The following is a 24,056-nucleotide window of genomic DNA, read 5'->3' on the forward strand; positions in this document are numbered from 1 at the left end:
GGAGTCCTTGCCACCGGAGAACAGGATCACCGGCCGCTCGAACTCCCCCGCCACCTCACGGAAGATATGCACAGCCTCCGACTCCAACGCGTCCAAGTGGGAGAGGAACAGAGTGATTTCAGCGGCGGGCGCGCTCACACCAGCCCCCGTTCCACGAGCAGCGCGTGCAGCGCGGCGGCGGACTCCCGCACGGTCTGGGTGTGCGACTCGATGCGCAGGTCGGGCGACTCGGGCGCCTCATAGGGATCGTCGACGCCGGTCAGCCCCGTCAGTTCGCAGGCGATGGTGGTCTTGCCGGCACTCGGCAGACCCGTGAGCCAGATCGTGGCACCGGTCGTCACTTGCCGCTCCTGGGAAATCGTGGGGTCCGAGACGGACGCGGCCTTCGTGGTCGGCGTCATCCGTGCAGCCCGCACTCGGTCTTCGAGCGGCCCGCCCAGCGGCCGGCCCGCGCGTCCTCACCCGGCAGCACCCGCCGCGTACACGGCGCACAGCCCACGGAGGCGTAACCGTCCGCCAGCAGCGGGTTGGTGAGGACCCCGTGCTCGGCGACATACGCGTCGACATCCGCCTGCGTCCAGCGGGCGATGGGGGAGATCTTGACCTTGCGGCGCTTCTCGTCCCAGCCGACGACCGGGGTGTTCGCCCGGGTCTCCGACTCGTCGCGGCGCAGCCCGGTCGCCCACGCGTCGTACGCGGTCAGGCCCTCTTCGAGGGGCTGGACCTTGCGCATCGCGCAGCACCGATCCGGGTCGCGGTCGTGCAGCTGCGGCCCGAACTCGGCGTCCTGCTCGGCGACCGTGCGGCGCGGGGTGAGCGTGATGACATGGACGTCCATCACCGCCTCGACCGCGTCACGGGTGCCCATGGTCTCCGGGAAGTGATAGCCGGTGTCGAGGAACACCACGTCCACACCCGGCCTGGCGCGGGAGGCGAGATGGACGACCACCGCGTCCTCCATCGAAGACGTGACACAGAACCCCTCGCCGAAGGTGTCCGCGGCCCAGCGCAGGATCTCCAGCGCGGACGCGTCCTCCAGGTCGCGCCCCGCACGCTCGGCGAGCAGTCGCAGCTCGGTGGACCCGCCCGTATCAGCGCCCTTCATGTGTGGCTCCCTGGCCGACGCCCAGCGCCACGAGGCCGAGCAGCCGGAGGAACGAAAAGCTGAACGCGCGCTCGCAAGCGCCGCATTCCCAGGTGTCGTGCCCCTCACCGGCTCTGAAGAGCCCCTTGTACTCGCAGTACGGGCAGGGGTGGAGCAACTCGCGTTCATTCATCGATTTCTCCTGTCCGGAAGCACTTTGACAAAGGGTTCTTCGGGCGACGGATAAAGACCCGGGGAGAAATTCCCTTTTCCGGAGTTCGACAGTGCCGGTCACCCTAGCAACGGCCGCGGATAGGCCACTGACACGGCGCTGACATGTTCCGGAGTCCGGCCTCGCAAGCGCCGTGTCAGCGCCCGGTCAGCGGGGTTTGAGATAGTCACGGATGGATTTCGCGGTCCGCTGCGGGATCACGGGCAGCGAACCACGATGATCCGGAGAAATCTCTTGCCCAGAGCCCCTCGGTCCGGGGCCAATGCGCATGTCTGCGACCGGGGGACCCGAACCGCAAGTTCCAGAAGAGGGGCATTTGCACGATGAGACTATCCAGGCTCCGAAGAACAGGGTTCCCACGGCGTTTGTCCGTGGTTCTTCTGACCTTAGGGCTGACCACCGCCCTGCTCGGTGGAGCCGGTCAGGCATCACCGGAGGCCGCCACCTCGTGGACCTCCCGGTTCACCGCAACCAACGGAACCACCTACACCGCCACCAACCATCTGCTTCCCACGGCGGGCGGACACGGGCGTGAGTGGCTGCTCGCCTGGGCGGGTCCGGTGGACCACACGACGCCCGACTTCCTCACCGTCATCGACGCGACGCCCGACTCACCGCATTACGGGGACGTCGTCAACACGGTGACGATGGGGCCGGGCAAGGGCAACGAGCCCCATCACATGCAGTACCTCTGGCACAAGGGCGCCCGGCTGTTCGCGGGCGGCATCCTCACCGACACGACGTTCGTGTTCGACACGAAGGCCCTGCCGGCCGTGAAGCTCGTCGGCGTGAACGTCCCCACGGACACCCCGTGCGGCACGCTGCCGGACGCCTACCAGGTGCTGCGCGACGGCACCGCGTACGGCACGTACATGGGCGGACCCAACGTCACGGGGCCGTGCACGTACACCAACGGTGAGGTGCGTGAGGGCAACGGTGCCGCCGGCTCGCCCGGCGAGATCGTCTACTTCGGCAAGGACGGCAGGACCATCTCCGAGATCCCCGCGGCCGTCAAGGGCGGCGAGGACCCGGTCCAGTGCGGCAACGTACCGGTGCTGACGGAGGCGAGCTGCGCCAACCCGCACGGCATCGCCGTGCGCGAGGACATGAACATCATGGTCGCCAGTGACTTCGTCGAGGCACGCAACTTCGTGACTCCCGAGGTCGAACTGCGTGAGGACCTCGCCCGGCAGACGGTCCGCGTCTGGGACATCAGCAACCGGGCCGACCCGAAGCTGAAGTCCGTGTCCAAGATGGCGGACGGGCCGAGGCTCGCCCAGGAGTCGGATCCGATCTTCGGCGAGTCCCGGGTCCTCATGGAGACGGCGCTGCCCAACAAGCGTGGCCACAAGGGCGCGTTCGTCTCCTCGATGACCGGCGGCGCCGTCTACTACACGCCGGACATCACGTCCTCCAAGCCGAAGTGGAAGGAGGTGCTGGACGACACGACGCCGTACCAGACCTTCGCCCCCGACGGCTCGGTGACCGGTGGCGGCGACAACTCCAGCTGGCTGGCGGTCAGTCCGGACGACCGCTACCTGTTCCACACGGTGATGGGCGCGTCGAAGCCCTACGGGAAGCCGCTGGACCGGACGACCGGCATGGTCTACGTGCTGGACATCCGGAAGCTGCTCGCGTCGGGCGACGACCCGCGGTGCTCCATCGACAAACTCGACGAGGTCTACAAGGGCGGCGACGAGAGCGACTGTCCCGGCCTGGTCGGCACCGTCCCGATCCGGGACACGACCGACGGCGGTCCTCACTGGGGCGCGATGGACAACTTCACCAAGGGGAAGGACGGCGACTACCGCGAGGCCACCCAGGTCAAGCGGGTCGCCACCGCCAACTACTTCCTGGCCGGCGCCTTCGGCGGCGACGGCGACCACCGGGTGTGCATGTTCGACCTGGGCGGGAAGGCGGGCATCTCCCTCGACAAGCGGTTCCGTGACGAGGTCACCGGGGACACCTGCGTCAGCTTCAACCGGACGTCGTGGCCGCACGGCGACACCGGTGACGCCCGTCCCCACGGTGTGCTGTTCGTCGTGAGCGACGGCGCACTGCGGTGAGCAACACCTTCTCGATCCAGTTGTCCGCGGCGGCCGCCGGCCGCCGCGGGCACCTGGCCCAAGCCGCGCAGGACTTCCGTCCGTTGTACGGCATCCTGCTGGGCGCGCTCGTCCTGACCTGCGGTATCGGCCTGATCATGCTGCAACTGCGGTACGGGCGGATGCGCCGCCGACGCACCGTGCTCGCCTCCTTCGCCGTCATCGTGATCACCTCGGTCCTGGTGGGCATGACGGTGTCGCACGACGCGGGGCGGCCCGAAGCGGGCGCACCGGGCGTACCCCTGCTGCGTACAGCCGAGGCGGGGGCGCAGCGTGTACCGGTCCTCGTCGTTCCGAACCGTCCCGGGTTCAACCTGGTGGGCATCGCCGCGGACAACGCCTCCGCCGGCACCGATCCCGCCCGGCTCACCGCCGGCCGGCGGTACGGCGGTTCCGAGCGGACCTGGGTGGGAGTCACCCTGAAGTCCGGTGACCAGCGGTTGTATCTCTCCGTGAACGGTTCCCCGGCCTCGCTGGACGTCGACACGGGCCACGAGCCGTCCGCCGCGTCCGCCACGCTGCGCGGCACCGACGGACCCGAGTGCGCGTCCGCGGCCCTGGGGGCCCTGCTCGCCGGCAGCGCACGGCCCTGGTCCTCCTGTCCCGCCGACCGTCTCGCTACCGCCGACGCCGGCCTGCTGCGGTCCACCGTGCGCTTCCTGGCGGCGCGCGGGGCACGGACCGTCGCCCTGCGCGCGGACGCCTCGCCCCGTGACCGGGCCGCCGCGGCCGTGGTCCGCGAGGCCGCGGCCCGCGAGCGGCTGACCGTGGTGGCACCCGGCGAGGGCGGCGCGCCTCCGCTGATCGTGGTCACGGGCTGGGCGCTCGCCGGGGCCCAGGTCAAGGACGTCGGGACGGGCCGGGTCAAGGCCGAGGGCACCTACCTGGCGCCCTGGCTGCTCTCGCCGCCCGTACTCGGTCCCAGCGCGGGCCAGATCATCCCGCTGCGCTACGACCCGCGGGGCCCCGCCGCCGAGCGTTATCTGTCGGCGCTGTCGAGGCGGTTCCCCGGCGAGGTGCCCAGCGCCGCCGGATACGAGGCCTGGCAGCGGCAGTTGGGTGGCGACTTCGCCCCGGCCCTGATGTACGCGGCGGCCGAGGTGTACATCCCGGGCATGCCCGCGCACGAGCACCGGGGCGCGGACTGGCTCAATAGCGGAATGATCACCGCCGTCTCGGGACCGCTGAGGCAGCCCGGGCCATGACGATCCGAGGCCGGCCCGCGATCCGCGGCCGGCAAGAGGCCGGAGAAGGGCAGCACACCATGACGGACACGGCGCCGGCGTCGCCCGCACTGCGGGCGAGGCGCGAGGGCTCGCGCGACGAGGGCCAGTGGGCCCACGGGCGGCGCGAGCCCCTCAACCAGAACGAGGAGATCAAGAAGGACGAGGACCCGCTGCGGGTGCGGGAGCGCGTCGAACAGGTCTACGCGCATCACGGCTTCGCCTCCATCGACCCGGACGATCTGCGCTCCCGTCTGCGCTGGTGGGGGCTGTACACCCAGCGCCGCCCCGGTATCGACGGCGGACGCACCGCCGTTCTCGCCCCGGAGGAGCTGGAGGACACGTACTTCATGCTGCGCGTCCGCATCGACGGCGGACGCCTCGATCTGCGGCAGCTGCGCACCGTCGCGGACATCTCGGTCCGGTGGGCCCGGGGCACCGCGGACATCACCGACCGGCAGAACATCCAGTTGCACTGGGTACGGATCGAGGACGTCCCCGAGATCTGGCGCCGGCTCGAAGAGGTGGGACTGTCCACCACCGAGGCGTGCGGTGACTGCCCGCGCGTCGTCGTCGGCAGCCCGGTCGCGGGCGTCTCGGCGGACGAACTCCTCGACGCCACCCCGGCGATCGAGGAGATCACCGCCCGCTGGATCGGCGACTCCACGCTGTCCAACCTGCCGCGCAAGTACAAGACGGCGGTGAGTTGGCTCCCCGACATACCGTACGAGATCAACGATCTGGCGTTCCTCGGGAGCGTCCATCCCGACCACGGCCCGGGGTTCGACCCCTGGGTGGGCGGCGGCCTGTCCACCTCCCCGCGGCTCGCCGAGCGGCTGGGCGCCTGGGTGGCGCTGGAGGACGTGCCCGAGGTGTGGGTGGGCGTGACCCGGCTGTTCAGGGACTACGGCTACCGCCGGCTGCGCGGCCGCGCGCGGCTGAAGTACCTGGTGGCCGACTGGGGCGTGGAGCGCTTCCGCAAGGTGCTGGAGGACGAGTACCTGAACCGCCCGCTCGTGGACGGTCCGGCCCCGGTGCTGCCGGCCGCTCCCCTCGACCACATCGGGGTCCACCGGCAGCGCGACGGGCGGTACTTCGTGGGTGCCGCCCCGGTGGCCGGACGGCTCTCCGGCGACGCGCTGGCCCGCCTCGCGGACCTCGCCGAGGCCCACGGCTCGGCACGGGTCCGGCTCACCCCGTACCAGAAGATCGTGGTGCTCGACGTGACCGATCCGGCCCCGCTCGTCGAGGCGTTGCGCACCGTCGGCCTGGAGGCGGAGCCGTCCTCCTGGCGGCGCGACACCATGGCCTGCACCGGCATCGAGTACTGCAAGCTGGCGATCGTCGAGACCAAGGAGCGCGCGGCCACCCTGATCGGCGAGCTCGAACGACGGCTCGCCGGTGAGGCGTTGGACATCAAGGTCAACGTGAACGGCTGCCCGAACGCCTGCGCGCGGACCCAGGTCGCCGACATCGGGCTCAAGGGACAGCTCGTGACCGGCGCCGACGGCACCCAGACCGAGGGATTCCAGGTGCACCTCGGCGGGGGTCTCGCCCTGCGGGAGGGGGAGGACGGCCGCTTCGGCAGGAAGCTGCGCGGCCTGAGGACCACGGCGGCCGAACTGCCCGACTACGTCGAGCGCGTGACCCGCGCCTATCTGGCGGGCCGGAAGAACGCGGCGGAGACATTCGCCGAGTGGACGGCACGCGCCACAGAGGACGAACTGAAGTAGACGGGATTCCAGGTGTTCACCTCGGCATCCGGCCGAGGTGAACACCGAAAGGCCGGGAACCGCACCTGAACAATCCCAACTCTTGCACAGAGAAAGGACGGGCCGTGCGGATCGAACTGCTGGGACCGCTGGAAATCATCGACGAGGACGACATCCGCTTCCGCATACCGGGCGAGAAACTGCGCACCATTGTCGCGGCGCTCGCCCTGGCCGGCGGGAAAGTCGTCTCCCGGGACGAACTGATCGACGAACTCTGGGCGGAGAGGCCCCCCAGGGACGCGGTGAACTCGCTTCAGGGGCACATCGCGCGGCTGCGGCGCATTCTCGTGACCCGGATCGGCAGGGAACACCTGCGCGGGGTCGTGCAGACCACGCCCGCCGGCTACCGGCTCCAGCTCCCCGCCGACCACATCGACGCCCTGCGCTTCACCGCCCTGGTGGAATCCGCGGCGCCACTCCTCGAAGAGGACCCCGGCGCGGTCATCCGCACGCTGAACAGCGCCCTCGCCCTGTGGCGGGGGCCCGCCCTGTTCGACACCGGCCAGGGGATGATCTGCCGGATGGCCTACACCCACCTGGAGGAGAGCCGGCTGATCGCGCACGAGCGCAAGATCGACGCGCAGCTCGATCTCGGTCTCCACCAGGCGGTCATCCCCGAGGCCGAGCGCCTGCACATGCGCTATCCCCTGCGCGAGCACTTCTGCCGGCAGCTGATGGCCGCGCTGTGCCGCTCGGGCCGTCAGGGAGAGGCGATCAACGTGTACAGCCGTACCCGTCAACGCCTCGTGCGGGAACTGGGCATCGAGCCCTCTCCCCAGCTCAGGAGGGTGTTCCGCGAGATCCTCTCCCAGACGTGACCTCCGATTCCCTCCGATCCCCCTCCGGTTCCGTGGGCGGTCGAGCGTGGCGGGCGCCCGGCCTCAGGCACGCCCGAGGACCAGCACCGCGTTCTGGCCGCCGAACCCGAACGAGGTGCTCACCGCCAGCTCGCCCGTCAGGTCGCGGGGGCCCTTGGCCACGACGTCGATCTCGACCTCCGGATCCAGACTGTGCAGGTTCGCGGTCGGCGGCACGAGCCGGTGTTCGAGGGTGAGCGCGGTGATGGCGGCCTCGATGGCGCCGGCCGCGCCCAGGGAGTGACCGACCACGCCCTTGACGGACGTGACCGCGGGACGGTCGCCGAGCACTCGGCGCAGCGTCCGGGCCTCCGTCACGTCGTTGAGGGGGGTGGACGTGCCATGGGCGTTGACGTGATCGATCTCGTCGGCGCCGACTCCCGCGTCCGCCAGCGCCGTACGGAGCGCCAGTTCGGCGCCGCGGCCCTCCGGATCGGGAGCGGTCGCGTGGTGGGCGTCGGCGCTGGCGCCGTATCCGCTGATCACCGCGTGCACCGACGCGCCGCGTGCCCGGGCGTCCCGCGGACGCTCCAGGACGAGTACGGTCGCTCCCTCGGCGGGTACGAAACCGTCCCGGTCCACGTCGAAGGGGCGTGAGGCGTTCGCCGGTGCGTCGCGGCGGGCGGAGAGGGCGCCCATCTGGCTGAAGCCGGAGACGATCGAGGGGATCAGGCAGGCCTCGGTGCCGCCGGTGACGACGACGTCGCAGGTGCCCGCGCGCAGGAGCTCGCGTGCCGTGCCGATGGCGGTGGTGCCCGAGGCGCAGGCCGTGGCGGTCACCAGGTTGGGGCCCCTGGCCCCGAACTCCATGGCGATGTATCCGGCGGTCATGTTCACCGCGAGCATCGGAATCAGCATCGGGGAGACCTGGTCGAAGCCCTGGTCGAGCAGCACGTGGTGCTGCTTCTCCCAGGTGGCCGCTCCCCCGATGCCGCTGCCGATGACCACGCCGACCCGGGCGCCGTCCCATCCGGCCGTGTCCAGGCCCGAGTCGGCCAGCGCCTCGGCCGCGGCGGCCAGCGCGAGCTGGCTGCTCCGGTCCAGGCGCAACGCCTTGCGCCGGCCCAGCGCCTTCGCGGGGTCGAAGTCGGGCACATGGCAGCCGAAGCCGGCGCGGGTGCCCGCGAGCGCGGGCACCTCGCTCGCTTCCGTCGTCTCGCCCCGCAGGATGCGCGTCCAGGAGGCGTCGGTGCCGATGCCCGCCGCGGTCACCATGCCGATCCCGGTGACCGCGGCGGAGAACGGCGGCCTGACGTCCGGCATCAGCCCGTCACTCCCGGCTGCCCGGCCAGCTTCTTGTCGAGCATCGCCGTCGCGTCGGCCACCGTGGCGTCCAGCTCCAGATCGTCGTCCTTGACCGGGACGCCGAACTCCTGCTGGGCGGCCAGGCCGAGTTCGACCAGGGCGAGCGAGTCCACTTCGAGCTTGCGGAAGGTCACGTCGGGCGCGATCTCGTCGGCTTCCAGGCCGCAGACCCGTACCAGCAGGGCGACCAGACGATCGCTGGTGTCACTCATGGGATGTCTCTCCTCGTTCCGTTCGTCGTGGTGTGCGAGGTGGTGGGTGGGCTACGGGTGGTGGCGGTCAGTACGCCTCGACGGCCGGCCAGCGGAGCGTGCAGGCGCCCCAGGTGAGGCCGCCGCCGAACGCGGTCATCAGCACGCGCCGGCCGGGGCGCAGCGTGCCGTTGGCGACGGCGTCCGCCAGGGCCAGCGGCACGGAGGCGGCCGAGGTGTTGCCGACACGGTCGAGATGGATCGCGCACCGGTCCCGGTCCAGGCCCATCCAGTCGGCCAGGGCGTGCATGATCCGTACGTTGGCCTGGTGGGCGACGAGCAGGTCGACGTCCTTCACCGTCCAGCCCGCGTCGTGCAGGGCCTGTTCGGAGGACTCGGCCATGGATTCCACGGCATGCCGGAACACGGCCTGGCCGGCCATCCTGAAGTAGGGGTCGCCCTGCCCGGCCGTGGCCGGCCGCAGCGGGTCACGGGAGCCCCCGGAGGGCACCTGGATCAGGTGGTCCGCCGAGCCGTCGGAGCCCAGCCGGATCGGGCCGAGCGCGCCGGGCTCGTCCGGGCGGCCCGCCCGCAGGACGACCGCTCCGGCGCCGTCGCCGAAGATGGCCCGGGTGGAGCGGTCCGCCGGGTCGAGGATGCGGGAGAACGCGTCCGCGCCGATGACCAGGACGGAGTCGGCCGACCCGGCGGCGATGAATCCGGCCGCGGTGGCCAGCCCGTACAGGAAGCCCGTGCAGACGGCGGCCACGTCGAAGGCCGGTACGGGGCCCAGTCCGAGCCGGGCGGCGACCCGCGGGGCGGTCGCCGGCAGGGGGTGGTCGGGGGTCGCCGTGGCCAGCACCACCGCGTCCACGGCGATGTCCGACGCGGACTTCAGGGCTCGTGCCCCGGCCTCGACGGCGAGGTCCGAGGTGGCGAGGTCGTCGTCGAGGATGTGCCGGGCGCCGATGCCGGTGCGGGCCCGGATCCAGGCGTCCGAGGTGTCGAGTTCCCGGGCGAGTTCGTCGTTGGTCACCACCTTGGGCGGCAGCCAGGAACCCAGCCCGCACACGACCGCGGCCCGAGCGGTCACAGGGCGTCCTCGAGACCCATGTACGCCAGCCGCGCGCGCTGCATCTTGTCGGCCCACTCGTGCGCCGTCCCGGCCCGTTCCTCGGCCGTGGTGTCGATCAGCCGGCGGCCGGGCCAGGCCTCGTAGTCGCCGACCAGGTCGCCGTGCCGCTCCAGGCCCTGCTGGAACAGTTCCTCGCGGCGCATCACGAGGTCCTGCGAGGGCAGCTTCTCCCACAGGCCGTAGCCCTCCTGGATCAGTTCCAGGATCCGCGGCTTGTCCTCGGGGTGGCGCAGCAGGTGCTCCCGGGCGATGGAGCTGCCGACGGTGAGGTGGCGGATCTCGTCGATGCCGGCGCCGCGCTCGATGTCGGCGGCGGCCGGGTCGAACACCCGCCACTTGCGCTCGCTCAGCTCCGCGGAGGGGGCGAGCACGCCTTCGACGAGCACCGTGAGGATGACGACGCCGCCGATGAAGTCCCGACGGTCGCGCAGCGCGCGCAGGCCGAACTCCTCCAGGGGTACGAGGACGCGCTCGCTGTCGGCCCCGGCCAGCCGGTCGATCGCCGTCCACAGGTCGTCCTCGGCGATGCCGAGCGACAGGAGATGGCGGCGGAAGACCATGGCGTGCCGTGCCTCGTCGAGCAGTTGCGTCGAGTAGAACTCCAGCGAGGCGTTGTCGGGGGCGAGCGCCACCATGTGGGCGATGGCCCGGGTGGCCTTCTCCTCCGCGATGGAGCGGAAGGCCAGTTCCTGGCTGAGCGCGCTGTTCAGGGGGCCCGGCTCGGACATCACCGGCAACGGGCGTACGTCGTCTGCGTGGCCGAGGGCGTGACCGCGCAGGGTGCCCTGCGGGACGGAGCGCAGCCAGTAGCGCAGGTCGCAGGAGTCCGCGGTCAGTTCCAGGTTCATGGCGCCGTCGACGAGCGAGGGAGCGTGCTCCCAGTCGGCTTCGGAGGGTGTGGTGGACACGGTCATCGATCCCTTTCCACGGACAGCGGTCGGATGGCGGCACGGCCGGGCCGCAGCTCGTCGGCGAAGTTGACCAGAGGAGTCCCGGCGCCCTGTGAGCCGCGTGCCACACCGGCGAAGACGACCCGGTGGTCGCCGACGGCGGTGCTGCGGACGATGTGGCACTCCAGCCAGACGACGGCGTCCTTGAGCCGGGGCACCCCGTGCGAGCTGAGGCCCGCCCAGGTGTCGGCGGGGAGCTGGGCCAGGCCGCGTCCGCGCTTCTTCGAGGCGAAGTGGTCGGCGAGGAAGGCCTGTCCGGCGGCGAGCCCGTTGACGACGAAGCCGTCGTGGGCCAGGAGGGTGCGCAGTCCCCTGCTGTCCTCCCGCAGGGCGACGGAGATGATCGGCGGCTCCATCGAGGCGAGCGCCACGGTGCTCACCGTGACCCCTTCGACGGTCTCGGGGTCGCCGCAGGTCAGCACCGCGACGCCGGTGGCCAGCCGGCGGACCGTGGACCGGGTCTGCTGGGTGCCCGCCGGGCCGCCGCGGCGCCCGGCGGCGAGGGCCTCCCTCATGAGGTCCTCGCATCCAGGTGTGCGGCCACCGGGGCCGGCCGGGCGCCCCGGCCCTCGAACTCGGCCCGGAAGCGGAGGTATCCGGGGTCCTCGACCGGCTCGAAGGGCAGCCTGAAGCTCTTGAGGAAGTTCCCGAACAGCGCCCGGTCGCCGAAGAGATGGATCGGCAGGGCGAGCAGCGCCCACTCGGCGCCGAACGCCCAGATCCACACCAGGGCCACCAGTCCCTGGGTGACGAGGCTGTGCATCGTGTTGTAGAGCACGTAGTAGACCTTGGAGATGTCCTTGGTCGTACTGCGGTGGTAGGCGATCGCGCCGGGGATGTAGCCGATCAGGTCGATGTAGAGGAACAGGCCGACGAAGGGGGCCCAGGAGACGTCTCCCAGGTGGGTGAAGAACAGCACGCCGCTCACGACCAGTCCGAGCGCGTACTCGGCGCGGTGCAGCCTGTAGGTGGCGGGCGTCTCGAAGAGGTTCTTGGCGTCCATCAGCGCGCTCCTCCCGCCGCCGCGGCCGCTTCCAGCACCGCGGCGAGCGCCCTGGCGACGGCCTCGTCGCCGATCACCTCGGCGTTCGGGAACAGTCCCCGGACCACGCGGGCGATGGTCTCCTTGAACACCCGTTCCGCCACCGGGTCGAGGATCCCTGCGAGCGAGGGGATGCCGAAGTCGAACGCGGTGTCGAAGGCGATCCGGCAGCCGTCGCCGTCGGCGGTGATCGCCCAGGTTCCGGAGAATTCGTCGAAGTCTCCCTCGGTCTGGGCGAATTCGATGGTCAGGTCCGCCGCGTCGAGCCGGTCGGTCTCCGTCCAGCGCAGGATGCCGTTGCGGAAGTACACCTCCCAGTCGCTGGACTCGTGCGTGTCGCTCGTCCGACGGACCGTCACGGACCGTACGACGTCGACGAGATCCGGGTACGCCGCGAAGTCCTTGACCCGGGCGAAGGCGGCCTGGGGAGTCACCCCCGGTACGCCGAGGGTCACATGAGCACTACGCATGGCCGATGCCACCTTCCGATGAGATTGCGTACGCGGAGGCCTGCCTGCCGCACGCGCGGTCGAAGGCCTCGTACAGGAAGTCGATGTCGGAGCGGGACAGCACGGCCGGCGGGGTGAGCCGCAGGACGTGGTCCGAGTTGAGCGAGTGGTTGGCGATGACGCCCTGTTCCGCCACCTCGATCAGGAGGTCTCCGGCCGCGCCGGGCCGGGCGAACTCGAAGCCGATGAGCAGGCCCCGGCCGCGTACCTCGCGCAGGCCGTCGCCGTAGTGTCCGCGGGCGATCTCCCCGAGCCCGACGAGCAGTTCGTCGCCGAGGACCCGGGCCCGTTCGACGAGTCCGTCCTCGTGGAGCGCGGCGAGCGCGCCCCGGGCCGCCGCCATCGCCAGCGGTGCCCCGGAAAAGGTCGAGGTGTGCAGATAGGGGTCCCGGTCGAAGACCTTGAAGGCCGCGGGGGTGGCGACCACCGCCGAGACCGGGACGATCCCGCCGCTGAGCCCCTTGCCCACGAGCAGCGCGTCCGGGGTGACGCCCTCCCGGTCGGCGCCCCACCAGGCGCCGAGCCGGCCGAGTCCGGTCTGCACCTCGTCGAGCACGAAGAACGCCCCGTGCAGGCGGCACAGTTCCTGTACCCGGGTGAGATAGCCGTCCGGCGGGAGGATCACGCCGGCCTCGCCCTGGACGGGTTCGATCACGACACAGCAGTCGCCCGGGTGGCGGAGCAGCACCTCCTCCAGGGCCGTGGCGTCGCCGTAGGCGACGTGCTCCACGTCCGGCAGCAGGGGGCGGAAGGGTTCGCGGAAGACGTCACGGCCGGTCAGGCTGAGGGCTCCCATGGTCTTGCCGTGATAGCCGCCCACGGTGGCGACGAGGTGCCGTCTGCCGTGCGTGCGGGCCATTTTGATCGCGCACTCGACGGCCTCGGCGCCCGAGCCCGCGAAGTGCACCCGCTCCAGGCCGGGCGGGCAGACCTCCACCAGGGCCTCGGCGGCCAGCGCGGCCTGCGGTTCGAGGAACACCCGGGTCGCGACGGGGTGCCGGTTCAGCTGCTCGGACACGTGCCGCACCACGGTGGGGTGCCTGGCCCCCGTCAACAGCACGCCGTAGCCACCGCAGTTGAGGAACCGGCGGCCCTCCGCGGTGAACACCCAGGCGCCGAGCGACTCGGTCTCGATGTGCCCGCCGAACATCTCCCCCAGGACGGCCCGGCCCTTGTTGAGACGGCGCCGGTAGAGCCGGCCGAGTTCTTCACGGGTCAAGGGTGAGGGGGAGGAGGCGGGGGCGGGGGCCGTGCCGGGGGTGCCCGCGGAGGCCGGGTTCCCCGCCGAGGCCGCGGTGACCTCGGGCGCGGTGGGCGAGGGCGACACCGGAGGCGCGGCCGGCGAGGGTGACGGTGCGGGCGTGGCGGCGGCTGCCGGAGTGAGGGTCATCGGGGGCCTCACGCGATCCGCAGCGTCTTGCCGGCCAGATGCTCCAGGAGCGGTCCGGCGATGCTCGACCTGGACGGCGGGTGGAAGGACAGGCCGTGCGAGGCCGCCGCGAGGTAGGCCACGTCCGGCGAGCCGATGAACGCCATCCCGCCGAGCAGTTCGACGGCCTGGTGCACCGACTCCGCCAGGGCGTCCTGCGCCGCGTACCGCGCGATGAGGGACTTCGCGAGCGCCTCGTCGCCGGTCTCCTCCTGCTCGATCATCCGCGCCATGCCCTCCAGCAGCAGGGCCGCGCCCTCCAGCCGGCACAGCAGCCGGGCGCGCTCGGAGTCGGTGCCCCGGCCGCGCTCCACGACCCGTTCGGCGAGGGCGCTCGCCATGCCGAGATACGAACCGGAGATGAGCAGTTCGAACCAGATGAAGCCGACCGTCTGGAGGCTGTCCATGGCGCCGGGCTCGGCGTCCTCGGTCCGCATGAGCTGCTGCTCGCTGATGAACACGTCCTCCAGCCGGAGTTCGTCGCTCTCCGCGCCCGCGAGGACCGGGTTCCCCCAGAAGGGATGCACGCTCAGTCCCTCGACGCCCTTGGGGATCAGCAGGACGGCCGAGTTGTCGTCACCGGGCACGGACACGCTCGCGGTGAGCAGATCCATCGAGTGCGACAGACTGCACGGCTTCTTCGCACCGTTGATCCGGTAGCCGCCCTCGACGACCGTGGCCCGCATCGAGGGGGTCAGGATGCCCTGTCCGGTGCGGCCCTCCGCGAAGCCGGAGGCGACCAGCAGGTTCTGTTCCGCGATCCCCTCCAGCAGGGCCCACTCCGCGCCACTGGCCTGGAGGCTGTCGGCCAGGGTGAACAGGGTGGCCACGGAGAAGTGGTGCATGGTCGTGGCGACCGCCAGCGAGGGCGCCGCCGCGGCCAGGGCACGGGTGACCTGAAGCGCCTCCCGGGGACCCGCGCCGGAGCCGGCGTAGGTCTTGGGGATGACCAGTTGGGGTCCTCCGTGGCCGCGGAACAGCGCGATGGCGGGAGAGTCCGGGGACTCCAGTTCGGTCAGCGGGAACTCGCCCAGTTCGGCGAGCAGTCCGGGCATGAATTTCTCGCACGTCTCGCGCGCGGCATCCAGTGGGCGCATGGCAGCTCTCTCGTAGTGCGCGGACGGGGTGTTCAGGACTCTCGCCGGTCCATGGCCCGCCAGGCGCCGAACACCGCGTCGCGGGGACGCGATCCGGTGCTGACGCTGAGCCCCTGGACGTGCGAGGTGCGCAGGATCGGGTAGTTGGCCTCGCCGAAGACTCCTCCGGTCAGACCCGTACCGCCGTGCGTCGGCAGATAGGGGAGGAAGCCGATGTGCGAGTCGTTCACCTTCAGGATTCCGCCGACGGTGATCCGGGTGACGAACGCGTCGACGACCGCACGGTCGGTGGCCCACACGGAATTCCGCAGACCGTAGGCGTTCGTGTTGACGAATTCGATGAAGCTGTCGATGAGTTCGCCGTCCGGGGCGGGATCCGCGACCACGACCGGGATCAGCGGGAAGAACGTCTCGTCGCGCACGGCGTCTGTTTCCCGGGCGTCCTTCAGACCGCGGACCACGACCACCGTGGGCTCCAGGAAGATTCCGGCCGCGTCGCGGGTCTCGTCGATCTGCATGGCGTGCCCGCCGCAGGCGATCTCCGCGCCGTTGTCCACCGCGTCCCGCAGACAGGAGAAGAATTTCTCGTTCCGCAGGACCGGTGTCAGGAGGACGTCCTCCTCCCAGGCGTATCCGGGACGGATATGGCCGGCCAGGCGGACGATGTTCGCGATGAGCCGATCGGCGACCTCAGGGTGCACCAGCACCTGATTCGGGATCATGCAGAGCTGTCCCGAACCGAAGAAGCTTTCCGTGATCGCCTCCGCCGCGAGTTCGAGATCGGCGTCCTTCCACACCACCACGGCGTCGTTTCCGGCCAGTTCGAGAATGGGCTTCTTGCCGGCGGTGACGCATTTCTCCTCGAAGGTGATGCCGTTCTCGCTGCTCCCGAAATACATGATGTCGTCGACCTTCGGGCTGCGCAGCCAGGCGGCGAGCATGGGCGCCGGGTCGCCGCACACCACGTTCAGCGTGCCGGGCGGGGCGCCGATCTCCTCCAGTGCCGGGATCACGATCTCGTGCAGGACGTACATCGCCCCGAGCGGGGCGCTGCGCGGCGCGCGGACCACCAGCGCGTTGCCCGCCATGATCGCGGTGGCGCCCAGCAGGGTGCTGGAAAGCGGCGCGTTCTGCGGCGGGTTGAGACACACCACGCCGTCCGGGAGCCTGCGCACCGCCAGTTGCCTGTCGCCCTGCCGGAACTCCTGGAGCATCTGCGACCGGTAGAAACCCAGGGACTGCGGCCCGAAGCAGTCGAGCATGCCCGACACCTGCCAGCGGGCCAGCGGCAGCGGATGCCCCTCCTCCACCAGCACGTCGACGATCTCCTGGGCGCGCTCCACGATGCGCCGGTGGATCTGGCGGCCCAGCTCGGTGAGCCGCACGTCGAGGGGGAACGCCGCCCACCGCGGCGCGGCCTCGGCGGCGGCCTCCACAGCCGACTCGACGGTCGCGCGGTCGGCCTTGGCCACCTTGGCGACGATGCTGCCGGGCAGTTCGGCCGGCTCCGCCAGCCCGCGCTCCAGCTTCCGTTTGAGGCTCAGGCTCGCGAACGCGTCGTCGAGCAGCGCGTCGGCGCCGACGACATAGACCCACTCGCCGCCGTCCAGGCATTCTCCGTTCACATAGGACCGGTACGTACGCAGCCGGCGTGCGGGCATCCCGCCGCGCCGCCGGCCGGCCGGAGCGGACAACTGAACGCTGGTCACCCCAGGTCCCCCGCCTTCTGTAGAGCGACTTCGATTCGTCGGCAACCTTCGCCAAGGCCTCTGAGATAGAGCTGAGACGGTTCTGAGACGGTTGTTTCAGCCGCCTTCACGACCCCGCTGAAAGAGTTCCGTGCGTTCCTGTAGATCTCTGGAGGGCGGTGCGGTGAATCGATCACGGACACGGCGGACGGCGACGCCCACGGCGGACACGAACGGCGATGTGCTCCCCCGGTTGCTGTCGGCCGTGGAGAAGCACGCAGACAATCCGAGCGCGTTCCTCGCGCTCAACGAGGGGAACCAGTATTTCCGTGAGGACGGCGGCGACGGTTTCGTCGTCTACCGGCGTTCCGGCCGTCATCTCGTCCAGTTCGGCGGCGTGTTCGCCGCCCCCGAGCAACAGGCGTCCCTCCTGCGCGCGTTCCGCTCCTTCGCGCGCGAACAACGCTGCACGATCGTCGGGATCCAGCTGCAGCGTGACGACATCGACCTGTTCCGCGCGGAGGGGTTCACCATCAACCAGGTGGGCTCGTCGTATTCCCTCGACCTCTCCGCGTTCAGCCTGCGCGGATCGAAGTTCGTGAAACTGCGCAACAAGATCTCGCGCGCGCGGCGCAGCGGTCTGACGGTCGCCGAGACGGACTGGGAGACGTGCGCGCGCGACATCGAGCACATCGACAAGGCCTGGCTGCGTTCCAAGGGGCGGCACGTCAAGGAGATCGAGTTCCTGGTCGGCCAGCTCGGCGGCCCCGCGCAGAAGCACCGCCGGCTGTTCGTCGGCACGCTGGACTCCGGGCCGGTCTCGTACATCTCGTACAGCCCCGCGCACGGCAGCAGGCCCGGCTGGCTGCACGATCTCAGCAGGCGGCTGCCGGACGCCCCGCCGGGAGTGATGGAGGCCGTCAACCTGCACGCGACGGAGACCTTCATCCAGGAGGGCGCGGGCTGGCTGCACTTCGGCTTCACCCCGTTCACCGGCCTCGACCCGCGGCACGAGCCGGAGGGGGCGAGCGGGCTGACGGGCCGGTTCATGCGGCTGCTGGCCGAGCACGGCCACGCGGTCTACCCGGCCTCGACCCAGCTCGCGTACAAGGAGAAGTGGGGTCCGCAGGTGGTGCTTCCCGAATATCTGGCCTTCGAGCGCGGCGCCAGCTTCGGGGCCATCTGGCAGGTCCTGCGGGTCACCAAATCGGTGTGAGGCGGAGACAGCACCACGAAAGCCGTACGACGGGCCGTACGGCGCGAAAGCGCCGGACGGACGCTCGAATTCAGGGAGTACGGTGTGCACTCGCCGAACCACAGAGTGCGACACACGGGGGAAGACATGTGCACGGAGACGGCGCTGCGGCGCGAGAACGGTGATCGGTTCTGTCTGAGCACCGCGCAGGCGGAGACGTTACTGACGGGGGCGCCCTGGCGGCGCTTCCTGGTGATCGGCGACGAGGTGGCCGACGGCCGGGGTGAGCCCGCGGAGGGCTACGGCCACGACGGCTGGGCGGATCGGGTGGCGGCCTCGCTGCGCCGGATCCAGCCCGGCCTGGCGTATCTCAACCTCGGAAGGAAGGGCCGGCTCGCGGCCGAGATACGGTCGCGACAACTCGGCCGCGTCCTGGAGTTCAAGCCGGATCTGACGGCACTGACATGCTGCGGAGCCGAACTGGTACGCGAACCGTTCGACGCCGACAGCGTGGAGGCGGAGTTCGACCGGGTCGTCGCACCACTGCGCGACAGCGGGGGCGACGTACTGCTGGTGAACTGGTTCGACATCACCCGCTTCAGCCCCCGGTCGAGCGAGGAGACCGAGCGTCTGCGGATCCGGCTGCGCGAACTGGCCGAACGCAAGCAGGCGGTGGCCCTCCGGCACGGCGCGATCTACGTCAATCTCGCCGAGCATCCGGCGGCCGCGGACCGGGATGTGTTCGGGGCCGACGGCAGCGCCCCCACCATGCGGGGCCATGCCATCGCCGCCGCCTCGGTGATCCAGGGCCTCGGCGCCCATCTCACCGGCGCCGGTGACGCGTGCCGGTGAGCCTTCGGCCGGTTCCACCGGTGGGAGCCACCCGGGACCCGGCCCTCCGGCCGGCACGGTTCTCCCACCGGGCCCGTCGGGCAGGGAGGTTCTCCCACCCGGCCTCACAGGCAGGAAGGTTCTCCCACCCGGCCCGTCGGGCGGGAGTGCCTTCAGGCCTCGGTGACGGAAGAGGCGATGGAAGTGAAGAGCCGGCGGAACTGTCGCAGCGTGGCTTCGAGCAGTTCGTCCGCCTCACCGTCGGCGTGGGCCAGCGCGACCGCGCTCTCGCAGGCGGCGCCGTGCACCATCGAGGCGACGGCGGTCACGTCGGCGCGGGGACGGTCCCTGCCGAGGAGCTGACCGAGACCGTAGGCGATCATGCGCCGGCAGTCGGAACGGATCGCCCGCATCTCCGCCCAGCCCAGTGCCCCGGGCGCGTCGATGAGGGTGATCCGCTGTGTGCTCGGCTCCATCGACATGACGAGGAATTCGCGCATGCCCTCGTACAGACCGTCCCAGGGGTCCTCGTGGAGGGTGAACGTCTGCGCGATCGCGCTCGACAGCCGGTTCTCCTCCGCCTCGTAGACGGCGCGGAACAGGTCCCGCTTGTTCTTGAAGTGGTGGTAGAGCGCGCCCTTGCTCGCCCCGATCTCCTCGCAGATCGCGTCGAGCGAGGTCGCGGTGTACCCGTCTCTGGCGAAGAGCTTACGAGCGGCGGAGAGGAGTTCGTTCGTCGTCGTCCGCGAACGCTCTTCCTGCGATCGGCGCACTCGCTGCTGACTGCCCATGGATCCGACCCGCCCTCCTGACCCCCCGAAAACATCCACCGTTCGATCTTAGCGCCTCCCCCTCGTACCGAGAGTTCACCGAACCCGGATCTCATAGACATACCATCGGTTGGAATGTAACATCACGGCCGCAGGGCGCCAACCCCGAGTCCAGGCCCGCGGCATGTCCCCAGCCCCTCTGGCCGTATCCGGCAAGGAGGTCATCAGCCATGCACAGCCCCGCACTTTCCGGCGTACAGGTCCCCGCGGACCGGTGGGAACTGCTGCTCCCGCACCGGGAGCGCATCCACCGGCTCGCGCGGTCCCGCCTGTCCGGGGACCAGGAGGCCGAGGACTGCGCGCAGGAGGCCCTGATCCGCGCGGCGACCTTCCGCGACCTGGACGAGAGCCGGGTCGGCCCCTTCCTCACCACGGTGACGCTGCGGCTCTGCACCGACATCCACCGTCGCGACGAACGCGCCCGCCGGCTGCTGCGCGGTCCCTGGGCCGAGGTCATGGCGAGCCCGGAGGAGCTGATCTGCGCCGCCCAGGAGGAGGCCTGGGCGCTGGAGCAGGTCGACCGGCTCGCCGGGCGGGAGCACCAGGTGATCGTGGCCCGGCTCAACGGGATCAGCACCCGCGAGTTCGCCAGCCGGCGCGGTATCTCCCTCAAGGCGGCCGAGAGCGCCTTCACCAAGGCCCGGGCCAGGCTGCGCCGCTGGTACGAGGAGGCGCTGACGGGCTGAGGGGCGAAGGGCACGACCGGACGGAACCCGGGCACCGCCGGTATCCGGCCGACCGGGCCGCGGCGGACGCGATCACGACAGGCGGGACGGCGAGACGATGGACACGGACCGGCAGACGGACGGCTGGAGGGACCGCGACCACCCGCCCGGAAAGCGGCAGCCGTCCCGAGCCCGGCCAGTCCTCCCCCAGCCGGACATCCCCTCGCCGCACCGCCCCGGCCGGGACAACTCCGGACAGGACGGCGCTGGACGGGACACCTCAGGACGGGACGGCGCCGGGCAGGACAACCACGGGCACAGCCCCGGACGGCCCGGCTCCCGACGGGACATCTCCGGCCCCGGGCAGGACGGCCGCAGGCGCGGCCCAGGCCGGGACAACTCCGGACAGGACGGCCCCAGGCAGGACGGCTACGGACGGGACGGCTCCAGCCCCGGGCGCCCGTGTGGCGCGCGGGGCCGCGGGCCCGAGATGTCCCGGCCTGCGGGCGGTTCATGTGGTCGTCCGCTCCAGGGCGGCGTTCAGCAGCTTCGTGACCTCCTGGGCGGAGGCCGACTCCAGGGCGGCCAGCGCGTCCGCCGTGTCCGCGCTCCCTCCGGTGCCGAGGAACTTCTCGCGCACCAGGGAGGCGGCCGGGGGTCCTCCCACCGCCCCCACGGGGATGTCCACCCGCCGGCTCACCGAGCGGCCGTCGCGGAAGCCGACAGTCACGCGGGCTCCCGTCACCTTCCGTGCGGACCGGAAGTCCTCGCTCGGCGGCTCCAGTTCGCCCACCAGGTCCACGAGCCACTGCCCGTCGCCCTTCAGGCGCGCGCCGAAGGGCCGCAGCCACTCGGCGGCCCGGGGACCGGCCTGCCGAAGCGCCTCCCCGAAGGGAACCTCGCTGTGGAACAGGTCGTAGGTCATGGCGTCGTCGAGGCGTGTGCTCACCAGCCCGGCGAGGCGCCATCGCTCCTCGTCCGCGACCCCGGGCGCGGCGAAGTCCTCCGTCGTCAGGTCACCGGTGAGCAGGACGGTCGCCAGCAGGTACGGCAGGGCGAAGACGAGCGCGCTCACCGGCGAGTCGGCGCCCCGCAGATGCGCCCCCGCCTGGGCGTCCACCAGCACCGTGTACAGCGAGGTGTCCACGGTGATCCCGGTGACGTCCCGCGCCCGGACCGGCCCCAGCTCCCGGTGGAGTTCGAGTCCGCAGTCGACCGCCGCGTCCATGCCGGGACCGCCGGGGTGCACCTTGAACGACGTCGTGTGCGTGTGCCAGCGGCGCCCGAGCCCGGCGGTCACCGCCGCGGGCAGCGGTACGGCCGCGAAGCGGGACAGGAATCCCTCCGGATGCTCCAGGATCTCCCGGCTGCCCTCGAAGCCGGCCGCCGCGGCGTCGCACGCGTCCAGTCCCACGGACACGGGCGTCGAGGCGCTGAAGACCTTGGCGTCACCGCCGAGGAACCCGATCGGCACGGTACGCGGCGGCAGCCCCAGGCCGAGACCGAGCGCGTCGGCCCAGCGCCGCGCGGGGGCGTTCTCCCCGCGCAGCCGCCCCGCGACGGCGCCGACGACATGGGTGAAGGTGGCGCTCTGCCCGCGGAAGGGCCCCAGGGTGGCCGAGGCGGTGACGCGCGCGGCGCACTCGTTGGCCACGATCACCGAGGTCAGCAGCGCGCGCCCGTCCAGCTCCTGGCTCTGCGCGTACGCCATGGGCACGGCCACCGTCGAGTTGGACAGATGCCCGGCGAACGCGGTGTCGTCGAAGTGCAGCCACGATCCGAGCCCGGCGAGCACGAAGGCCGCGCGCCGGGGATCGGGCTGCAACGGCGGTCCGAAGGCCTCGGCCAGTTTCCGGCCCAGGGGATGCGTCGCGCCGATGCGCATGGCCGCGCACTGGGACAGTATCTGCAGCTTCGCTATGTCCACGACATCCGGCGGTATGTCCTCGAACCGCAGGGCGTGGGCCCATTCCGCGAGTTCTTCGGTGAGGGTCATCGTTCTCCTTCACGGCGGCCGTTTCACGAATCGGCACCTACGGCGGTCCTGATGCGCCGCCCTGCTTCTTTCTGGTTACGCCGCGAGGGCCGAGAACCCTCGCAAACGACGGGAATATCCGGGCCCGGAAAACGGAACGCGCTGTTACTCAGGGGCGCGCCGAAGTGGACGCGTAAGACATTCGGCACGCGAGTTCTCCTCGCTCGCCGGCCTCTTGCCGCGCCTGCCACGAGCCGGATTCCCGGAAAGGAATCACCATGCTGACACCGCACCAGCCCACCCGAATGCAATCGGGTCTGCCCAGCGACACCGCGTATCTCACCGCGCGGGCCCGCGCCGCCGACGCGGTCGTCGAACCCGCGCGCCGGCTGCTCGACGACCGCTTCGCCTCGCTGTTCGTCACCGAGCCCCCGCTGCCCCGGACGTCCGAGGAGGCGCTCGCCCGGCTGACCGCGATGGACTCCGCGCACGGCGGTTTCATCGCCGAGATCCTGCTGCGCCAGCGGTTCTTCGAGGACCAGCTGATACGCGCGGTCGCCACCGGCATCCGCCAGGTGGTGCTGCTCGGCGCGGGCTACGACACCACCGCGCTGCGGATGCCCGGATACGACCGGCTGCGCTACTTCGAGGTGGACCACCCGGCCACGCAGCGCGCCAAGCTGGAGACGCTGGTGGACGCGGCGGTCGACGCACCGTCGGTCACGTACGTACCCGTCGACTTCGAGGCCGGCGACTCCCTCGCGAAAGCCCTCGACGGCGCGGGTTTCCAGTCCGGCAGCCCTTGTGTCGTGGGCTGGCTCGGCGTCACCTTCTTCCTGCGCCGCGACGCCTTCGAGCGCACCCTGCACCACCTCACGGACCTGTGCGCGCCGGGCAGCAGCCTCGTCTTCGACTACATGGACGAGAGCGTCATCGACGGCACCACCCCCTACGAGGGCGCCCTGTCGATGGCCCGCAAGGTGGGCGCGCAGGGCGAGCCGTACGTCACCGGGATGACTCCGGAGACGGCCTCCGCGGCCGTGCGTTCCGCGGGCTTCTGGCCGACCGAGGAGGTACGGGTCCCCGAGCTCGTACGGCGCTACGGAGGGGCCGACCCCTACTGCAAGGACGACGACTTCATGGGCCTGATCGCGGCCGAGCGCGCCGCGCAGGAGAACGGAGACGCAGCATGACCACGACCGAAGGACCCACCGCCGAGCAGACCGACGAGCACGTCCTGTCCCCCGAGGACGCCGACCGGTTGCTGAAGGGCGCCCCCTGGACCCGCTTCGCGGTCATCGGGGACAGCCTCGCCGAAGGGCTCGGGGAGTCCTCGCCCGGCTATACGGACCTGCCCTGGGCGGAGCGGGTCCTGGAGGCGCTGCGGCGGGTCGGCCCCGGCGTGGAGTACCTGAACCTGGGTGTGCGCCATCTCAAGGCGGCCGAGGTGCGCACGGGACAGCTCAAGGAGGCGCTGGACTTCCGTCCCGACCTCGCCTCGGTGGTGTGCGGCGGCAACGACATGCTCGCCCGCGACTTCTCGGCGGGCGCGGTGGAGGCCGAACTCGACGCGATGGTACGGCCGTTGCGCGAGGGCGGCGCCGACGTCTTCGTCTTCACCATCCAGGACATCACCAAGGTCTTCCCCGAACAGCTCGGCGGCGGAGGCCTGAGGGGTCGCATCCAGATCTTCAACGACCAGGTGCGCAAGGTGGCCGACCGGCACGGCGCTCTGGTCATCGACATGTGGGCCCACCCCGCCAGCGGCTCCCGAAGCGTCTTCAGCGCGGACATGCTGCACGCCTCGATGCGCGGCCACGCGGTCCTGGCGTCAGCGGTGTTCGAGCAGCTCGGCGCGCATCTGGCGGCGCGGCACAGCCACTGAGAGGGCCGTGTCAGAGAGATCTCAGAACGCCCTGGCACCTTGGAGATGTGCACCGG

The 24,056-nt window shown here is 71.1% G+C and carries 24 protein-coding genes and 1 pseudogene; 9 read left to right on the plus strand and 16 right to left on the minus strand.

All coding sequences use genetic code 11. The features are described from left to right. From ACF07B_RS38520 to ACF07B_RS38535, 4 genes and pseudogenes are all read right to left on the minus strand, one after another. Nucleotides 1–138 (minus strand): annotated as a pseudogene (locus ACF07B_RS38520) (sulfate adenylyltransferase small subunit); the annotation flags it as partial. Continuing rightward, nucleotides 135–401, minus strand: a complete 267-nt coding sequence (locus ACF07B_RS38525) for an adenylyl-sulfate kinase (RefSeq protein ID WP_392182325.1) — start codon at nucleotides 399–401, stop codon at nucleotides 135–137. The pseudogene ACF07B_RS38520 and the gene ACF07B_RS38525, both read right to left, overlap by 4 nt. Then, nucleotides 398–1,105: a phosphoadenylyl-sulfate reductase gene (locus tag ACF07B_RS38530; RefSeq protein ID WP_392182326.1), complete on the minus strand. Its 708-nt coding sequence runs from the start codon at nucleotides 1,103–1,105 to the stop codon at nucleotides 398–400. The genes ACF07B_RS38525 and ACF07B_RS38530 overlap by 4 nt, the downstream gene beginning before the upstream one ends. After that, nucleotides 1,092–1,277, minus strand: coding sequence for a hypothetical protein (locus ACF07B_RS38535; RefSeq protein ID WP_369483119.1), 186 nt, complete (start codon nucleotides 1,275–1,277; stop codon nucleotides 1,092–1,094). The genes ACF07B_RS38530 and ACF07B_RS38535 overlap by 14 nt, the downstream gene beginning before the upstream one ends. A 410-nt stretch (nucleotides 1,278–1,687) precedes the next feature. Here ACF07B_RS38535 and ACF07B_RS38540 point away from each other — a divergent pair, with 410 nt between their 5' ends. The 4 genes from ACF07B_RS38540 to ACF07B_RS38555 all read left to right on the plus strand — a co-directional run bounded on the left by ACF07B_RS38540 (nucleotide 1,688) and on the right by ACF07B_RS38555 (nucleotide 7,234). Then, nucleotides 1,688–3,382, plus strand: a complete 1,695-nt coding sequence (locus tag ACF07B_RS38540; RefSeq protein WP_392182327.1) for a hypothetical protein — start codon at nucleotides 1,688–1,690, stop codon at nucleotides 3,380–3,382. After that, nucleotides 3,379–4,626, plus strand: coding sequence for a hypothetical protein (locus tag ACF07B_RS38545; RefSeq protein WP_392182328.1), 1,248 nt, complete (start codon nucleotides 3,379–3,381; stop codon nucleotides 4,624–4,626). Before ACF07B_RS38540 ends, ACF07B_RS38545 begins: the two co-directional genes overlap by 4 nt. Before the next feature lie 59 nt (nucleotides 4,627–4,685). After that, nucleotides 4,686–6,377: a nitrite/sulfite reductase gene (locus tag ACF07B_RS38550; protein WP_392182329.1), complete on the plus strand. Its 1,692-nt coding sequence runs from the start codon at nucleotides 4,686–4,688 to the stop codon at nucleotides 6,375–6,377. Between the two features lie 104 nt (nucleotides 6,378–6,481). Beyond that, nucleotides 6,482–7,234: an AfsR/SARP family transcriptional regulator gene (locus ACF07B_RS38555; protein WP_351860456.1), complete on the plus strand. Its 753-nt coding sequence runs from the start codon at nucleotides 6,482–6,484 to the stop codon at nucleotides 7,232–7,234. A 63-nt stretch (nucleotides 7,235–7,297) separates the two neighbouring features. Here the strand turns inward: ACF07B_RS38555 and ACF07B_RS38560 are convergent, their stop codons facing one another. The 10 genes from ACF07B_RS38560 to ACF07B_RS38605 form a co-directional block, all read right to left on the minus strand. Beyond that, a complete protein-coding gene (locus tag ACF07B_RS38560; RefSeq protein ID WP_392182330.1) occupies nucleotides 7,298–8,536 on the minus strand; it encodes a beta-ketoacyl-[acyl-carrier-protein] synthase family protein in 1,239 nt (412 codons plus the stop codon). After that, nucleotides 8,536–8,790: an acyl carrier protein gene (locus ACF07B_RS38565; RefSeq protein ID WP_392182331.1), complete on the minus strand. Its 255-nt coding sequence runs from the start codon at nucleotides 8,788–8,790 to the stop codon at nucleotides 8,536–8,538. The genes ACF07B_RS38560 and ACF07B_RS38565 overlap by 1 nt, the downstream gene beginning before the upstream one ends. A gap of 67 nt (nucleotides 8,791–8,857) precedes the next feature. Further along, nucleotides 8,858–9,862: a beta-ketoacyl-ACP synthase III gene (locus tag ACF07B_RS38570; RefSeq protein ID WP_392182332.1), complete on the minus strand. Its 1,005-nt coding sequence runs from the start codon at nucleotides 9,860–9,862 to the stop codon at nucleotides 8,858–8,860. After that, nucleotides 9,859–10,818, minus strand: a complete 960-nt coding sequence (locus ACF07B_RS38575; RefSeq protein ID WP_392182333.1) for a VlmB-like protein — start codon at nucleotides 10,816–10,818, stop codon at nucleotides 9,859–9,861. Before ACF07B_RS38575 ends, ACF07B_RS38570 begins: the two co-directional genes overlap by 4 nt. Continuing rightward, a complete protein-coding gene (locus tag ACF07B_RS38580; protein WP_392182334.1) occupies nucleotides 10,815–11,369 on the minus strand; it encodes a flavin reductase family protein in 555 nt (184 codons plus the stop codon). The genes ACF07B_RS38575 and ACF07B_RS38580 overlap by 4 nt, the downstream gene beginning before the upstream one ends. Continuing rightward, the gene (locus tag ACF07B_RS38585) at nucleotides 11,366–11,857 is read right to left on the minus strand and encodes a hypothetical protein (protein ID WP_369483127.1); all 492 of its coding nucleotides are present in this window, start codon (nucleotides 11,855–11,857) and stop codon (nucleotides 11,366–11,368) included. The genes ACF07B_RS38580 and ACF07B_RS38585 overlap by 4 nt, the downstream gene beginning before the upstream one ends. After that, the gene (locus ACF07B_RS38590; RefSeq protein WP_392182335.1) at nucleotides 11,857–12,366 is read right to left on the minus strand and encodes a type II toxin-antitoxin system RatA family toxin; all 510 of its coding nucleotides are present in this window, start codon (nucleotides 12,364–12,366) and stop codon (nucleotides 11,857–11,859) included. Before ACF07B_RS38590 ends, ACF07B_RS38585 begins: the two co-directional genes overlap by 1 nt. Next, nucleotides 12,359–13,795 carry an aspartate aminotransferase family protein gene (locus ACF07B_RS38595; protein WP_392182336.1) on the minus strand — a complete coding sequence of 479 codons (1,437 nt, stop codon included), beginning with the start codon at nucleotides 13,793–13,795 and terminating at the stop codon, nucleotides 12,359–12,361. Before ACF07B_RS38595 ends, ACF07B_RS38590 begins: the two co-directional genes overlap by 8 nt. Nucleotides 13,796–13,803: 8 nt before the next feature. Further along, nucleotides 13,804–14,931 carry an acyl-CoA dehydrogenase gene (locus ACF07B_RS38600; RefSeq protein ID WP_392182337.1) on the minus strand — a complete coding sequence of 376 codons (1,128 nt, stop codon included), beginning with the start codon at nucleotides 14,929–14,931 and terminating at the stop codon, nucleotides 13,804–13,806. Between the two features lie 32 nt (nucleotides 14,932–14,963). Continuing rightward, nucleotides 14,964–16,592 (minus strand): aldehyde dehydrogenase family protein, encoded by a 1,629-nt coding sequence (locus tag ACF07B_RS38605; protein WP_392182418.1) that lies wholly within the window; start codon nucleotides 16,590–16,592, stop codon nucleotides 14,964–14,966. Nucleotides 16,593–16,884: 292 nt separating this feature from the next. On the opposite strand from ACF07B_RS38605, the gene ACF07B_RS38610 reads away from it, so the two are divergent. Together ACF07B_RS38610 and ACF07B_RS38615 are read left to right on the plus strand one after the other, a co-directional pair. Then, nucleotides 16,885–17,835, plus strand: a complete 951-nt coding sequence (locus ACF07B_RS38610; RefSeq protein ID WP_392182338.1) for a bifunctional lysylphosphatidylglycerol flippase/synthetase MprF — start codon at nucleotides 16,885–16,887, stop codon at nucleotides 17,833–17,835. 126 nt (nucleotides 17,836–17,961) lie between these two features. Continuing rightward, a complete protein-coding gene (locus ACF07B_RS38615) occupies nucleotides 17,962–18,666 on the plus strand; it encodes an SGNH/GDSL hydrolase family protein (RefSeq protein WP_392182339.1) in 705 nt (234 codons plus the stop codon). 152 nt (nucleotides 18,667–18,818) lie between these two features. Here the strand turns inward: ACF07B_RS38615 and ACF07B_RS38620 are convergent, their stop codons facing one another. Beyond that, complete coding sequence (locus ACF07B_RS38620) at nucleotides 18,819–19,436, minus strand: TetR/AcrR family transcriptional regulator (protein ID WP_392182340.1); 618 nt, start codon at nucleotides 19,434–19,436, stop codon at nucleotides 18,819–18,821. A 209-nt stretch (nucleotides 19,437–19,645) separates the two neighbouring features. Between ACF07B_RS38620 and ACF07B_RS38625 the strand changes: the two genes are divergently transcribed. Then, the gene (locus ACF07B_RS38625; RefSeq protein ID WP_392182341.1) at nucleotides 19,646–20,161 is read left to right on the plus strand and encodes an RNA polymerase sigma factor; all 516 of its coding nucleotides are present in this window, start codon (nucleotides 19,646–19,648) and stop codon (nucleotides 20,159–20,161) included. 490 nt (nucleotides 20,162–20,651) lie between these two features. Here the strand turns inward: ACF07B_RS38625 and ACF07B_RS38630 are convergent, their stop codons facing one another. Then, nucleotides 20,652–22,136 carry an MmgE/PrpD family protein gene (locus ACF07B_RS38630; protein WP_392182342.1) on the minus strand — a complete coding sequence of 495 codons (1,485 nt, stop codon included), beginning with the start codon at nucleotides 22,134–22,136 and terminating at the stop codon, nucleotides 20,652–20,654. A gap of 257 nt (nucleotides 22,137–22,393) precedes the next feature. Between ACF07B_RS38630 and ACF07B_RS38635 the strand changes: the two genes are divergently transcribed. Then, nucleotides 22,394–23,308 (plus strand): class I SAM-dependent methyltransferase, encoded by a 915-nt coding sequence (locus ACF07B_RS38635; RefSeq protein ID WP_392182343.1) that lies wholly within the window; start codon nucleotides 22,394–22,396, stop codon nucleotides 23,306–23,308. Next, a complete protein-coding gene (locus ACF07B_RS38640; protein ID WP_392182344.1) occupies nucleotides 23,305–24,000 on the plus strand; it encodes an SGNH/GDSL hydrolase family protein in 696 nt (231 codons plus the stop codon). Before ACF07B_RS38635 ends, ACF07B_RS38640 begins: the two co-directional genes overlap by 4 nt. Nucleotides 24,001–24,056: the final 56 nt, after the last annotated feature.

The sequence above is a fragment of the Streptomyces sp. NPDC015532 genome, from assembly GCF_043078065.1.
Taxonomy (GTDB): Bacteria; Actinomycetota; Actinomycetes; order Streptomycetales; family Streptomycetaceae; genus Streptomyces.